General features: G+C 72.8%; 11 protein-coding genes. 6 read left to right on the top strand and 5 right to left on the bottom strand.

The window, feature by feature from the left end; all coding sequences use genetic code 11:
- Nucleotides 1–117 precede the first annotated feature (117 nt).
- A complete protein-coding gene (locus NAEX_RS36755; protein ID WP_170136311.1) occupies nt 118–1758 on the bottom strand; it encodes a vWA domain-containing protein in 1641 nt (546 codons plus the stop codon).
- A 167-nt stretch (nt 1759–1925) separates the two neighbouring features.
- The gene (locus tag NAEX_RS36750) at nt 1926–3194 is read right to left on the bottom strand and encodes an ankyrin repeat domain-containing protein (protein WP_096332136.1); all 1269 of its coding nucleotides are present in this window, start codon (nt 3192–3194) and stop codon (nt 1926–1928) included.
- A 379-nt stretch (nt 3195–3573) separates the two neighbouring features.
- Here NAEX_RS36750 and NAEX_RS36745 point away from each other — a divergent pair, with 379 nt between their 5' ends.
- The 3 genes from NAEX_RS36745 to NAEX_RS36735 all read left to right on the top strand — a co-directional run bounded on the left by NAEX_RS36745 (nt 3574) and on the right by NAEX_RS36735 (nt 6290).
- On the top strand, nt 3574–4179 hold the full coding sequence (locus NAEX_RS36745) for a CAP domain-containing protein (protein ID WP_245913883.1): 606 nt from the start codon (nt 3574–3576) through the stop codon (nt 4177–4179).
- 203 nt (nt 4180–4382) lie between these two features.
- The gene (locus NAEX_RS36740) at nt 4383–4931 is read left to right on the top strand and encodes a nuclear transport factor 2 family protein (RefSeq protein WP_170136310.1); all 549 of its coding nucleotides are present in this window, start codon (nt 4383–4385) and stop codon (nt 4929–4931) included.
- A gap of 117 nt (nt 4932–5048) precedes the next feature.
- The gene (locus NAEX_RS36735; RefSeq protein WP_096332134.1) at nt 5049–6290 is read left to right on the top strand and encodes an STAS domain-containing protein; all 1242 of its coding nucleotides are present in this window, start codon (nt 5049–5051) and stop codon (nt 6288–6290) included.
- Nucleotides 6291–6334: 44 nt separating this feature from the next.
- Here the strand turns inward: NAEX_RS36735 and NAEX_RS36730 are convergent, their stop codons facing one another.
- Both NAEX_RS36730 and NAEX_RS36720 read right to left on the bottom strand, forming a co-directional pair.
- A complete protein-coding gene (locus NAEX_RS36730; protein WP_245913882.1) occupies nt 6335–8293 on the bottom strand; it encodes a bifunctional metallophosphatase/5'-nucleotidase in 1959 nt (652 codons plus the stop codon).
- Between the two features lie 242 nt (nt 8294–8535).
- Nucleotides 8536–8898, bottom strand: a complete 363-nt coding sequence (locus tag NAEX_RS36720) for a hypothetical protein (protein WP_143140755.1) — start codon at nt 8896–8898, stop codon at nt 8536–8538.
- On the opposite strand from NAEX_RS36720, the gene NAEX_RS36715 reads away from it, so the two are divergent.
- The 3 genes from NAEX_RS36715 to NAEX_RS36705 all read left to right on the top strand — a co-directional run bounded on the left by NAEX_RS36715 (nt 8897) and on the right by NAEX_RS36705 (nt 12337).
- Nucleotides 8897–9907, top strand: a complete 1011-nt coding sequence (locus NAEX_RS36715; protein ID WP_096332130.1) for a hypothetical protein — start codon at nt 8897–8899, stop codon at nt 9905–9907. The genes NAEX_RS36720 and NAEX_RS36715 overlap by 2 nt on opposite strands.
- A 42-nt stretch (nt 9908–9949) precedes the next feature.
- Nucleotides 9950–10867, top strand: coding sequence for an arginine deiminase-related protein (locus tag NAEX_RS36710; RefSeq protein ID WP_096332129.1), 918 nt, complete (start codon nt 9950–9952; stop codon nt 10865–10867).
- 234 nt (nt 10868–11101) lie between these two features.
- Entirely contained in the window at nt 11102–12337 is a 1236-nt protein-coding gene (locus NAEX_RS36705) for an SGNH/GDSL hydrolase family protein (protein ID WP_096332128.1), read from the top strand.
- A 55-nt stretch (nt 12338–12392) separates the two neighbouring features.
- Here the strand turns inward: NAEX_RS36705 and nadA are convergent, their stop codons facing one another.
- On the bottom strand, nt 12393–13838 hold the full coding sequence (gene nadA / locus NAEX_RS36700) for a quinolinate synthase NadA (RefSeq protein ID WP_096332127.1): 1446 nt from the start codon (nt 13836–13838) through the stop codon (nt 12393–12395).
- Nucleotides 13839–13874 lie beyond the last annotated feature (36 nt).

Below are 13874 nucleotides of genomic sequence, written 5' to 3'. Positions count from 1 at the left end.
GCGCGAGACCTGCGGTGCCCGCCAGCGAGACCGCAGGAGCGAGGGCGGCCAGGCCCGCGGGCGCGCCGCGGGCCTGACCGCTTCGACATGACCTTCAGGTCATGGAAGGCACCCCGCTCACTCGCCGGCCAGCGTCTCGAGGACCGTGCGGATCTCCGCCAGGTCGGGGTCGCCGGGCAGGGCCGCCTCGGCGATGGCGAGGGCGGCCAGCGCCGGCTCGAGCGTCACGGCCTGAGGGGCCTCGCGGTAGGCCTTGAGGCCCTCGGCGTAGGCGAACACGGCCGCGCCCTTCTTGAGCAGCGGCGACTCGGCGGCCACCGACTCCTGGATCTTCTTGACCACCTCGGTCTCGCGCTCCTCGAACGTGATCGGGTCCTTCCAGCGGACGGCGACCTTGAACTCGGCGGCCTCGTCGACCAGCGCGGGGGCGCAGGTCGAGACGGTCTGGTGGAACACCATCGCGTCGTTGGGCGCGAGGTGCTGCGGCTCGACCTCGGCGGGGTCGGCCGAGTACTCCTCGCCGCTGAACTTGACGATCGAGAAGCCCGGCGGCATGTCGAGGCGCACCCGCACGTCGCGGACGGCCACCGCCATGGTCTGGACGAAGCGCTCGCCGAACATCTTGTGGGCCTCGGCGACCGACGGGATGAACAGCGACGCGCCGCGGCCGACGTCGGTGACCGTGTCCATCAGGTCGTCGTTGTACGTGTCGGGCGTGCCGACGCCGACGCCGACCAGGTAGATGCCGTCCTGGTCCTGGCTGCCGGCGCCGCCGGCGATGATGTCGATGTCGGTCACGCCCGCGTTGGCCCCGCCGTCGCTGATCAGCACCACCCGGTTGATCCGCGCCGCGTCGAACTGCGCGTGGGCCAGCTGGTAGCCGGCCGAGAGCCCGCCGTGGAGGTCGGTGCCGCCGCCGGCCTCGAGCCCGTCGCACAGCGCGACGAGCTCGGGGTCGTTCGCCTTCGTCACCTTGTGCTTCGTCATCTTCACCGCGTTGACGGTGTCCCAGCCGACCGCGGACACGATGTCGCCGGCGCGCAGGCTGCCGGCGATCGTGCGGCACACCTCCTGCTGCAGCTCCATCGGCGTCCCGCTCATCGAGCCCGACTCGTCGAGCACCAGCGTCACGTTCATCAGCGGGCGGTCGGCGTTGCTGATCGTCTCGCTGGCGACGCCGATCTGGACCACGTACTGGTCGTCGGGGTCGTCGGCGAAGCGGGCGATCTCCGGCAGCACCGTGACCATCCCCTTCTCCGCCGCGGCGTAGCCGAACGAGTAGTAGTTGAGGAACTCCCACGTCCGGATCGGCACGTAGCTCAGCGAGCCCCACTCGGACAGCACCGCCTCGCGCACCTGTACCGGCGACGACGTCGAGTTCGAGTCGTCGGGCGACAGGTACAGCACCACCGGGGTCTGATCGTCGCACGCGGGCTCGCCGGTGCTGGTGCTGTCCTCGCCGGTGGTCGACGACGCATCCGAGGTGCTGTCCTCGCCGTCGGGCGGCGGCGCCTCGCCGGTGCCCGTGCTGCCGCCCGGGTCGCCGCCGCTGGCGCCGGTCGTGGGGGCCCAGCCGCCGGTCGTCCCCGGGTCGCCCGAGTCCCAGCCGTCGGTGCCGCCGCCGTCGGTCTCGCCGGGGTTGGCCGAACCCGAGCCCGGGCCGCTGTCGGAGCCGGGGCCGGTGAGGCCGCCCGAGCCGGAGCCGTGCTGTTCGGCGGCGCTGCTACAGGCGCCGGCGAGCGCGGCGAGGAGGGGCAAGGTGAGCGCACCGAGGGTGCGCGGACGTGACGGCTTCGTAGAGTTAGGGGTCGGCATCGGTCCTCGGCGCCGCGTATTGCAAGGACAGGGCAACTCGCAATTTCAACCACTTCCCCGGGGAGCGCGCGCTCCGCTCTGACAGGCGTGTCGCGTTCGCGCCCGGCGCGTCAGCCTCGGACGACCCGGAGGTGACGCCGCAAAATTGTCGCCGCGGCCCGGTGCTGCTCCGCTCGCGCCCAGTCGAGCGCGGTGCGTCCGGCGTGATCGCGGATCGACGGATCGGCGCCGACCTCGAGCAGCACCGCCGCCGTGTCGGCCTGGCCCGACATCGCCGCGCGCATCAGCGGCGTCTGCCCGCACGCGTTCACGGCCTCGACGTCGGCGCCCGCGAGGCACAGCGCGCGCACCACCTCCGGCACCGGCTCGGTCGCCGCCAGCGCCAGCGGTGTGTCGCCGTTCACGTCGCGCAGCTCGGTCGCCGCGTCGGCGGCCAGCAGCACGCGCACGCTCTCGCGGTGGTCCTGCCAGGCCGCCACGTGCAGCGGCGAGTGGCGGTGAAAGTCGAGCGCGTCGACCGGGGCGCCCGCGTAGCACAGCATCGCCGCCACCAGCGCGTGCTCCTGATCGACCGCGAGGTGCAGCGCCGTGCGCCCCTGCACATTGGTCGCGCGCACGTCGGCGCCGCGCGAGAGCAGCTCCTCGACCACCGCGGTGTGGCCGCGGAAGCTCGCCGCCAGCAGGGCCGTCGGCAGCCCCGGCCAGGCCGGGTGGCGCGCGTCGACCCGCACGCCCTCGTCCAGCAGGCGCCGCACCTCGGCGAGCTGACCCTCGAGCGCCGCGCGGTGCAGCGCCCACTCGCCGCGGCGCCGGTCCGCGTTCGGCAGCAGCTCGAGGAACTCCGGCGCGCGGGTCACCTCGGCCAGCGCCTCGGCCATCGCCCGCGCCGGCTCGCTCGTGCCCCCGGCCTCGATCTGCGTCTCGACGTGCCCGAGCCACGCCTCGATCTCCGCCGGATCGCCGACGCGGGCGAGCAGCGCGAAACCTGTCCCGACGGCCATCCCGCTGCCCTCCGCGTCGGCGCCGGCGATCCGCAGCGACAGCGCGCGGGCGATCAGCGCCCGCACCTGCGCCTTCGCCCCCGCGCGCATCGCCATCTCGGCGCCGGCGGAGTGCAGCCAGGCCGCGTTCTTGGTCGAGATCGACATCGCCCGCGGCGGCGGCGTCATCAGCAGCGCCACTCCCTCGGCGTCGCGGCCGAGGCGGTAGAGCGCGCGCAGGTGGTAATCGCGGGCCCACCCGAACTCGAGCGGGTCGGTGGTCTCGGCGGCCAAAAGGTCGCGCTCGAGCGCCTCCGCCAGCGGCAGGGCGTCGGCGGGCGAGCGCTCGAGCGTGGTGGCGAGCGCGAACATGCGGGTCGGGAAGTCGACGGCGGTCATGCCCGCGACATGAGCACGCCGCGTGCCACTCCCCGGGCGGCCCCGGGCCGCCGCTCGCGGCCCCGGAGGTGCATCAAAACGATCGACCAGGGTGACTTGTTTCGAACCATGCGACTCGTTTCGATACACCCCCCATCATCCGCGTCGCCGCGGCTCGTCGCTCCTTCCCGCCTCACGGCCCCGCGCTCGCCGGTCCGACGCATCGAGCCGCCGTCGCCGTTCCGCTGGGGCTGCCGCGAAGCGGCCGAGCGAGCGCGACCCGCCGCCGCCGGAGTCGATCCGCTCCACTCCTGACTCCGCCTCGCTCGAGCTCGCCGCCCCCCTGCGGCCCGGCTCGTTCGCCGCGGCGCCGCCCCGCCCGGCGATCTACACTGCCCGCGTGCCTCGTCGCTCGTCCGCGCTCCTCCTCGCCGCCGCGCTCGCCTGCCGCCCCGATGTGTCCCGAGAGACAGCCTCGCCGTCGGCCCGAGATCCCGCCGCACCGCCGACCGCCGCGTCTGCGCCCGCGCCTGCGCCCGCGTCCGCACCCGGGCCCGCGCCTGCGGCCGACCCCGAGCCGGGCCGGCTGGCCGGCATCACCGCGGCGCACAACCGCCACCGCGCCGAGCTCGGCATCGCCCCGCTGACGTGGTCGCCGGAGCTGGCCCGCTACGCGCAGAAGTGGGCCGACAAGCTGCAGCGCCGGCGCTGCGACCTCCAGCATCGCCCGCGCTCGGGCCCCGACGCCCAGCGCTACGGCGAGAACCTGTTCGCGGCCAGCGGCCAGGCGGCGACCGCCGAGCAGGTCGTCGCGGCCTGGGTCGCCGAGGTCGCGGGCTACGACGCCAGGACCGGCCGTTGCCGCGGCGTCTGCGGCCATTACACGCAGGTCGTGTGGCGCGACAGCCAGCGCGTCGGCTGCGGCGTGGCCACCTGCGGCGACGCCGAGGTCTGGGTCTGCAACTACGACCCCCCGGGCAACTTCCTCGGGCAGAAGCCCTACTGACGGCATCGTCCGCGATCGCGCGGTGCCCATGCCTCGCACACGCGCCGACAGTGGCCGCACCTCGACCTTCGGACGCGCGCGCGGGCGATGGACGGCGTCGCGTGCGCTCGGCGGCCCCACCGCCGCCGGCGGCGACTCGCTACAATCGCCGCTCCGGGGGTTACGCCTTGATGCTGTTCAAACATCGTTCGCTACGCAATTTCGTGGTCGCTGTCGGTTGCCTCGGCGCCGTCGCCGTCTCGCCGACGGCCGACGCCAAGAAGGGTGGAGAGGACGCCGGCAAGCGGCTATCCGACCGCGCCGAGATCACCGACCTCACCTACTGCTACGCCGAGGCCACCGACGCCATCGGCAATGGAGACTTCGCCAAGGGCAAGCAGACCTACAAGGAGTGCTTCACGCCGAACGCCGACATCGGGGCCTACTTCCCCGGCGCCGATCCCAACGGCCCGCCGGGGGTCGGGGCCATCGGTCCCGAGGCGTGGGCCGTCGAGGTGCAGAACGTGTTTAACGACAGCGGTTACGTCGCGACCCATCACCTCGTCAGCAACGTCCGCATCGATCTCGACGGCAACACCGCCACCATGACGTCGTACCTCAGCGCCACGCACGTCATCGATCCGGACGGCGCCATCGAGGTCGCGCACGGCACCTACTTCGACACCGTCGTGCGCACCCCGCAAGGTTGGCGGATCGCCAAGCGCAAGCTCCTCTTGATCGACTTCGTGCGCCTCGAGGCGCCCGCGCCCTGAGCGCGTGAACCGAACCGTAGTTCGCGCCGCGGCGGGCTGGACAACACGTCCAGCCCGCCGTACGGTCTCCCGCCGCGGAATCGGCGATCGCGCCCTTTCGCCCCGCCTCCTCCTCGCATGGCCACCGAAACGCAACGAGCCGCGCTCGACCGCATGACGCGAGCGCTCCACCTCTCGGGCGCCGCCGTCCTCGAGTTCGAGGACCTCGGCGCCGACGACCCGCTCGCCGCCGACGCCCCTGCCTACTACAGCGACCGCGTATGCGAGCTGCTCGGGCGCGAACGCGACGCGCCGCCGGTGGTCGGGACCTGGCTCGCCGCCGTCCACCCCGACGACCGCGACGAGGTCCGGGTCGCGCGGCGCGAGCAGCTGCTGGCCGCCGGCGCCGTCACCCTCGAGTACCGCGTGGTCATCGGCGGCGCCACGCGCTGGTGGCAGGAGCAGAGCGAGGCCACGCCGACGCGACCGGGTCGGGCGTCGGTGGTGGCCGTCGTCCGCGACATCACCGACGAGCGCGCCGAACAGGAGGAGGTGCGGCGCTCGGTCGAGCTGCTGCGCCAGACCCAGGCCGCCGGGGCGGTCGGCGGCTGGGAGGTCGACCTCACCAACCACGCGCTCTACTGGACCGAGGAGACCCACCGCCTGCACGAGGTCCCCCCGGGCTTTGTCCCCGACCTCGCCACCGCGATCAACTTCTACGCCCCCGAGCACGTGCCGATCATCTCGGCCGCCGTCGAGCGGTGCATGCAGGGCGAGCCGTACGACGTCCAGCTCGAGATCGTCACCTTCCTCGGCAACCGCCGCCACGTCCAGGCCGCCGGCGTGCCGTACTACGAGGACGGCAAGCTCACCCGCCTGTACGGCATCTTCCGCGACATCACCGAGCAGCGCCGCCGCGAGGACGAGCTGCGGGCCCAGATCGAGATCATCGCCCGCCAGGACAGCGCGATCCGCCAGCTCTCGACGCCGATCATCCAGCTCTGGGACAACATCCTGACCCTCCCGCTGCTCGGCACCATCGACGCCGCGCGGGCGGCCCACATCATGGAGCGGCTGCTGGCCGAGGTCACCCGCACCCGCGCCCGCTTCGCCATCCTCGACCTCACCGGCGTCGAGGCCCTCGACGAGACCACCGCCGACCACCTGCTCCGCCTCGTCCGCGCCGTCGACCTGCTCGGCGCTCGCGGCGTCCTGTGCGGCCTCCAGCCGGCCGTCGCCGAGTCGCTCACCTCGACCGGCGTCGAGCTGGCGGGCGTCGTCACCTACCGCAACCTGCACGAGGCGCTGCAGCGCTGCCTGCAGGTCATCTCGGCCCGCCGCCCGGCGGCTGCGCGTTCGGACATGCCGTCTCGCACATGACCCGGAGGACATGCCCTGTTGGGCATGTCCTTCGCTTCAGCCGCTCACGGCAGCACGGTGACGCGGTCGAGCGCCGGCGGCGACACCGGCGAGTGGTCGGCGAAGTAGTCCTCCAGCGCCTGCATGTCGGTCACGCCGCCGACGCGGTCGGTGCCGGTCTTGAACACGCTGAAGCCGTCGCCGCCGTCGGCCAGGTAGCTGATCGTGCCGACGCGGTACTCCTGATCGGCCACGATCGCGACCCCGTCGAGCTCGATGCTGGCGAGGTCGACCTTCGACCCGACCGGCGCGCTCGCGCTGTACGCGTACGACAAGCCCGCCGACACCTGCAGGATGTAGTCCTGCTCGCCCTCGACGAACTGCTGCTCGAGCAGCGCGTCGATCTGCGCGCCCGTGAGGGTCATGACCACCAGGTTGTTGCCGAACGGGTTGACCGCGAACGCCTCGCCGTAGGTGACGATGCCGTCGACCGGCTCGTCGCCGGAGGCGGGGTAGAGCAGGTCGGCCCGCACGCCGCCGGGGTTCATGAACGCGAGCTGGGCCCCGCCGAGGAGCGGGTCCTGGGTGGCGTCGAGGATCGCGTCGGCCACCACCAGGCCCATCGTCGACAGCCCGGGCAGGTTGCTCTTCTCGAGCGTGCCGGTGATCGTGCCGATCTGCTTGTTCGCCAGCGGCGCGGCGAGCTGCTTGTACATGGCCACGAACGCCGCGATCACCGGGTCCGCCGTCTCGCGGGTGACGACCACGTTCTCGGCCTTGGCCATGGTGACGTCGCCGGTCTTGGTGCTGATCTCGAGGTCGATGTCGGTCAGCGCGCGGCCGAACGAGGCCGCGCTGGTCACGATCTTGTCGGCGATGACGCAGTTGTAGGCCTGGTGGGTGTGGCCGCTGACGACCACGTCGACCGCGTCGTCGAGGCCCTCGACGATGTCGACGATCGGCCCCGAGATCCCCTGGCACTCGTCGTAGAGGCCGGTCTGCAGCCCGCCCTCGTGGATCAGGACCACGATCGCCTCGACGCCCATCCCGGTCAGCTCCGGCACCAGCGCGTTGACCCGCTCGACCTCGTCCGCGAACGTGAGGCCGACGATCCCGCCCGGCGAGACGATGCTGCCGGTCGCCTCGAGCGTGAGGCCGATGAAGGCGATCTGCACGCCCTCGACCGTGTGCAGCGCGTAGCTCGGGAACAGGGTCTCGACCGGGTCCTGCTGCGTCAGCACGTTGGCGGCCAGGAACTGGAACTCGGCGCCCGGGAACGGGGTGTCGTCGCCGCAGCCGTCGACCGGGTGGCAGCCGCCGTCCTGCATGCGCAGGAGCTCGGTCGCGCCGTCGTCCAGCTCGTGGTTGCCGACCGCGTTGTAGTGCAGCCCGATCGTGTTCATCGCCTCGATCGTCGGCTCGTCGTGGAACAGCGCCGACACCAGCGGCGACGCGCCGATGAGGTCGCCGGCCGAGACCACGATCGTGTTCGGGTTCTGCTCGCGCAGCGCGGCGACGTGATGGGCCAAAAAGGCCGCGCCGCCGGCGTCGACCGTGGTGTTGTCGTCGATCTTGATCTTGCCGCCGCTGCCGGCCGGCGGCTCGAGGTTGCCGTGGAAGTCGTTGAACGCGACGATCTGGACCTTCACGAAGGTCTCCTCGCCGGTCGTCTCGGTCGTCGTGTCGGTCGTCCCGAGCGTGGTCTCGCCGGCGGTCTCGGCGGCCGTGGTGTCGACGCCGGTGCTCGTCACGCCCTCGGTCGTGCTCGTGCTCGTGCTCGTGCTCGTCGTCGTGCCCTCGGTCGGGTCCGGACCGGTGGTCTCGCTCGCCGTCGTGTCCGGCGCCGTCGTGCCGGTGGGCGGCTCCGCGGTCGTCGAGGTGGTCGGCGCGACGTCGGTCGTGCTCGTGCTCGTGTCGTCGGTGGTCGTCGGCAGCGTCGCCGAGTCGCCGCCGTCCGCACCGCACCCGCCTGCCGCCAGCGCGAGCGCCCACACGGGCGCGCGCAGGGATTGCCTCCAATTCATCGCCTGCATAAGTCTTGGCTCTCCGAAGTCGGGCGTGCATACCACGAGCCTGCGCGGCGAATTGTCACGGCCGCGACAAGCTCACGTCGCTGCCGCCATTCACGGGCGCTCCCCCGGCTCGCCGTCCGGCCCGACCCGAGCCGCGCGAACCCGCGATCGATCGACGAAACCGAGGGAGTGTCTCTCGAGCCATTGTCCGATTGCGTCGACAATAGGCGGAACGATTGTGGGCACGAGGACAATCATGACACCGGCGATTCGTCGCGCCGGACTCGCTCACCGCGGGTTTGCGGCGACTCGAACCACAGGTGCCCGGCCCTCGAGTCGAGCTTGCGATCGTCGAGCTCGAGCCGATGCTGACCGTCCCGTCGACGGCCGGCGCCCAAGCCGAGCCCTGCATCGCGACCGGCGGACTGCGCCGCGTCGACCCGAACACCCTGCTCGCCGGCACCCCGCGGGGCCGGCAGGCCGAGACGCTCGGCCGGAGGCGATCGAGCCCCCGCGGAGCGAGTCTTGACCCGCGCGCCGCCGCACGCGCTCGCCGCGAGCGCGCAGATCCGCGTGTCCTGCCACAGATCGTGCGCGAACCCGAGACTTTCGCGCATGCCCCTCGCGCTCCCGACCCCCCGCAACCTCCTTCCCCTGGCCGCGCTCGCGTCCGTGCTCGCCGCCTGCCCCAAACCCGACGATCCCGAGCAGGACGACGGCTCGGGTGCGCCGGGCGACAGCGACACCACGGGCGCCTCCGCTCCGGGCGATAGCGCCGGCGTGCTCCCGACCACCAGCACCGGCAGCGAGCCCACCAGCACCGCCACGAGCGAGAATTCCACCACGGGACAGGGCCCTTCGGACAGCACCGGGGCCGCGGACACCGGCACCGGCGAGCCCGACTTCGGCCACTGCCCCTACGCTCCCGAGGGCGTCGACGTCACGCTCGTGCGCGTCGAGCAGGGGCTCGCCACCGACCTCGGCGCGCGCGAGTGCGGCGCCGCCGAACAATTTGCCGGCCTGCAGGTGATCGCCGCCGAGGTCGATCACCTCGAGGCCTCGGTGTGCGCGGACGCGACCTGCGGCGCCTGCGACCCCGCCGCCACGCTCACCCTCGCGCTCGCGCTGCCCGACGGCCTGGTCGGCCTGCCGCCGCAGCTCGGCGCCGGCGACTGCCTGCAGCTGGGCGTCGAGTGGAGCCGCCCGGGCGCCGATCCCGAGCAGTGCGCCGTCGGCGGGCTGGCCGTGGTCGGCCTCCGCCGCGGCCAGCCCGAGCCTGTCCCGAAGTTCATGTACCGATTCACCGGCGCCGTGCCGCACACCGACCCGGTCGGCCCGTTCGCGCTCACCGGCGCGCCCCACGGCCCGGGCGCGATCACGTGCCCGTGCGCCGGCGACTGCTGCCGCGAGCCGCCCGGCGCCCGCCGGCTGCGCTTCATCGCCGCGCTGTGGAACGCCGAGATCGAGAGCCCGCCCGTCGATCCTGGCGCCACGATCCCGCTGTTCGCGTTCGGCACGCCCGAGGGTGACGACCTCTACGGCGACCTCTCCCTCGCGCGAGCCGACGTCCCGGGCGACTGCGACGCCCCGCGGTACGAGTGGCTCCTGAGCGTCTCGCCCGGCTGAGCCCGCTGGATGCCCGGCCCCGGGTGGTAGCATGCGCGGCCGATGATCGTCACCAGTCCGGCGGACTTCCTGGCCGCCCTCTCCGAGCAGATCGAGGCCCGCGGCGCGTGGGGCAAGCCGACCATGTCGGCCGCCCTGGTCGTCAGCCCGATCGGCTTCCGGATCAGCCCCGAGGCGAGCGACAACCTCTACATGAAGACGGGCGAGATCGACGTCGAACGCGCCTTCGCCCAGCACCACGGCCTCGTGCGGGCCCTCGGCGACTGCGGCCTGCCCGTCCTCGTCGTCCCCGGCCGCGACGGCCTCGACGACGCCGTGTTCGTCAACAACGCCTTCGCCACCATCCCCGACCGCCTGATCGTCGGCTCGATGCGCCACCCGGTCCGCCGCGCCGAGGCCGCCCGCGACGACGTGCGCGACCTCTTCACCTGGACCTTCGGACATGCCCTCACGGACCTGTCGCAGAAGCCAGGCATCTCCGAGCTGACCGGCCCGCTCGTCATCGACCGCCGGCGCGGCCTCGGTCTGTGCGGCCTCAGCCAGCGCGCCGACGAGCTCGGGTGCGCCGCCATGCACACCGCGTTCGGCCTGCGCCTGACCTTCCGCTTCGCCCTGCAGCCGAGCGAGTACCACACCAACGTGGTCCTCGCCGTGCTGGCGGGGCGGGCCTGCCTGCTCCACCCGGGCTCGTTCGCCGACCCCGAGGTCCCGGCCGCGCTCGCCCGCGCCTACCCCGGCCGCACCCTCGAGCTCGACGACGCCGAGAAGCAGGCGTTCGCCGCCAACTGCATCGCCGTCTCGGAGCACGACCTGCTGCTCAGCGCCACCGCCTACCGCGCCCTGCGCCCGGCCTCGCGCGAGGCGCTGGAGCGCTGGGACTTCCGCCTGCGCCCGGTCGAGGTCGACGAATTCGAAAAAGCCGGCGGCAGCCTGCGCTGCCTGATCGCCGAGATCTTCTGAAACATCGCGCCCCCCGCTCCGCTTCGCGCCGGGTGTCCTTTGAGCCATGCGACGCGATTGCGTCTCGCCGGCGGGCCACTCGGGGCCGACGACGCCCGCGGCACCCGCCTGTACTTCGGGTCAGGTGGTCATGGGCCCGGCGACGACATCGGTGAGCGCCGGTCCGCAGCCGCGAAGGTCCGCGCGAGCGCGCGCCGCGATGGGCCCGCGAGCCGCTGATAGACTCGCGGCGCCATGCGGACGCTCTCGATCTCCTTGCTGCTGCTGCTCGCCTGCAACGGCGGCGCCCCCGGCGACACCGACGCCTCGACCGGCACCTCGACGACCTCGACCTCGGAGGCGAACACGAGCACGACGGCCTCGACCGACCCCGTCAGCACCAGCGTCGACGAGCCCGGCACCGGCACGGTCGCGCCCCCGACGTCCACCACCACCACCACGGGCCCCGTCGATCCGACGACCACCGGCACGACCGACGACAGCGCCACCGGCGAGCCCGTCGAGCCCCCCGGCGTCCACTACGTCGGCCGCCACGACGACAGCGATCCGTCCGCGATTCGCATGAGTTGGTCGGGCGTCGGCGCCGTCGTCCGGTTCGCCGGCACCGACCTGCACGTCAGCCTCGACGACGCCGGCCGGTACTTCACCGTCGTCGTCGACGGCGTCGTGCAGCCGCCGCTCGCGACTCAACCCGGCGCGCAGACCTACCCGCTCGCCACCGGCCTCGCGCCCGGCGAGCACACCGTCGAGCTCTACCGCCGCACCGAGGGCTCGTTCGGCGTCACCACCGTCCTCGGCTTCGACATCACCGGCGAGCTGCTGTCGCCCCCGCCGGTGACGCGGCGGATCCAGGTCATCGGCGACTCGATCTCCTGCGGCTACGGCAACGAGGGCGTCTCCCCCTGCGGCTTCTCGGCCGAGACCGAGAATCACTACCTCACCTACGGCGCCGTCGCGGCGCGGGCCGTCGGCGCCGAGCTGCACACGATCGCCTGGTCGGGCAAGGGCATGGTCAACAACTACGGCGACGACGTGTTCGAGCCGATGCCGCAGATCTACGACCGCACGATCGCCGGCGACGGCGGCACCGCCTGGGACCACGCGCGCTGGCAGCCCGACGTCGTCGTCATCAACCTCGGCACCAACGACTTCAGCACCGACAAGGACCCGGCCGAGGACGTGTTCGTCCCCGCCTACGTCGCGTTCCTGACCCACCTGCGCGCCGTCTACCCCGACGCCTTCATCCTCCCGGTCGCGCCGCTCTTGTGGGGCGACGAGGCGATCATGGTCGCCGGTTACCTGCAGAGCGCCGTCGACCAGCGCCACCAGGCGGGCGACATGGACGTCGCGTTCGCCGACATCAACGCCGAGCCGAACGGCTGGGGCTGCGACGGTCACCCGAGCGTCGCCACGCACGAGGCCATGGGCCAGAATTTGGTGAACGCGCTGGGCGAGCACCTCGGCTGGTGAGGCAGCCGGACAGGGCCGCGGAGCTCGCGGGCTCGTCGATCCGCACCGAGCGCTGCTACGACGCCGCCGACAGCCCGCGCGAGCGGATGTCTTCGACCAGCGCCGCCGGCAATTGCTTGGTGCGGGAGAACTCGCGCATGTGGCGGATCGGCAGCTCGCCGAGCTGCGCGATCGTCTGCTCGCCGATCTTCTCGACGTATTTGCGCGGCGCGAACGCGATCAGCTTGTCACCGGCCTCGGGCGCGCGGGCCAGCACCTCGAGCAGCGCGTCGAGCGAGTTCATCTTCATGAACGGGCAGGTCGCGCAGCCGCCCGCGGTCGAGCAGCCCTCGCCGCCGGCCACGCCGGGCACCAGCGGCAGGTGGACGTCGCCGGTCGCGACCACCGCCGCGTCGGCCACCGGGAACACGATCTCGACCTCGACCGGGCGCGGCAGCGACTGCAGCAGCGCCCGGAGCTGGTGGACGATCGCCGTCACCATCCCGGCCTCGGTCCCGAGCACGAATTGCAGGCGCACCGGCGACATGTCCCCGGGGACAGCTCCGACACGCTTCACCTGCGCGGTGATGTAATCGAGGATGTTCGACGTCGAGCCGACCACCCCGTGCCCGGCGCGCTGGGCCTCCAGCGCCAGCGCGAACATCTCGCCCGGCACCTCGAGGTGGGCGGTGATGTGCGCGTCGGCGTAGTGCTCCTGGACGCGGCGCACCACCTCGGCGCCGAACATGTGGTGGACGATGCACGAGCCCTGCTCGAAGTGATGGAAGCGGGGCAGCAGCGCGCGGATGCTGGCCGCGTCGTGGGCCGGGTGGAGCGCGCGCACGGCCGCGTCGTCCATCCCGGCCAGGCTCGTCAGCAGCGCCCGCAGGTTCTCGCCCATGTACGTGTCGGGGCCGAACCACACGTGGCCCTCGGGCACCTGCGCGAACGCCTGCAGGACCGTCTGGATCACGTTCGACGAGGTGCAGGTGATCGTCGGCACCAGCGATTGCGCGTACGCCTTGGTGCGCAGGCTGGTGTTGATATAGACGACGTGCAGCGAATCGGGCGTCTGCGCCGCGCGGCGCAGGTAGGCCGCGTAGGCCGGGGCCTCGGCGGCCGCGGCGAGGGAGCAGCCGATCGGCTCCTGGGCCACCCGGTACACCGGGACATGTTCGAAGCCGGCGGCGTCGAGCACCGCGCGGACGTTCTCGGACATGAAGTCGACCCCGAGCACCACGATCGCCCGCGCGCCCTCGCGGGCCATCTGCAGCGCCCGGTCGGCCATCACCAGCGAATCGGAGATGTGGATGTGCGGCCAGTCGCAGGCGAACAGCACGCCCTGCAATTCCGCGTCCATGTAGAAGTGGGCCACGATCCCCGCGCCGCTGGCCTCCAGCAGCTCGCGCAGCCGCCGCACCGTGGCTGGATCGGGGTCGAGGAACGCCGCCTGGGCCTCCGCGAAGGCCCCCTGGGCGGCCGCGCCGCCGGCGCGGAGCACGAGCGAGGGGAACGGCTGCATCGCGGGCAAAGCGTAGTGCCCGGACCCCCCTGTTTC

Source organism: Nannocystis exedens (assembly GCF_002343915.1).
Taxonomy (GTDB): domain Bacteria; phylum Myxococcota_A; class Polyangia; order Nannocystales; family Nannocystaceae; genus Nannocystis; species Nannocystis exedens.
This window is presented reverse-complemented; position numbering and strand designations above follow the sequence as displayed.

What these genes read in the sequence shown, in the direction of transcription:
- NAEX_RS36705 (WP_096332128.1), top strand. Translation starts at nt 11,102, where the DNA reads ATGCGGACGCTCTCGATCTCCTTGCTGCTGCTGCTCGCCTGCAACGGC.
- NAEX_RS36715 (WP_096332130.1), top strand. Translation starts at nt 8,897, where the DNA reads ATGCCCCTCGCGCTCCCGACCCCCCGCAACCTCCTTCCCCTGGCCGCG.
- NAEX_RS36750 (WP_096332136.1), bottom strand. Translation starts at nt 3,194, where the DNA reads ATGACCGCCGTCGACTTCCCGACCCGCATGTTCGCGCTCGCCACCACG.
- NAEX_RS36710 (WP_096332129.1), top strand. Translation starts at nt 9,950, where the DNA reads ATGATCGTCACCAGTCCGGCGGACTTCCTGGCCGCCCTCTCCGAGCAG.
- NAEX_RS36720 (WP_143140755.1), bottom strand. Translation starts at nt 8,898, where the DNA reads ATGCGCGAAAGTCTCGGGTTCGCGCACGATCTGTGGCAGGACACGCGG.
- NAEX_RS36730 (WP_245913882.1), bottom strand. Translation starts at nt 8,293, where the DNA reads ATGAATTGGAGGCAATCCCTGCGCGCGCCCGTGTGGGCGCTCGCGCTG.
- NAEX_RS36735 (WP_096332134.1), top strand. Translation starts at nt 5,049, where the DNA reads ATGGCCACCGAAACGCAACGAGCCGCGCTCGACCGCATGACGCGAGCG.
- nadA (WP_096332127.1), bottom strand. Translation starts at nt 13,838, where the DNA reads ATGCAGCCGTTCCCCTCGCTCGTGCTCCGCGCCGGCGGCGCGGCCGCC.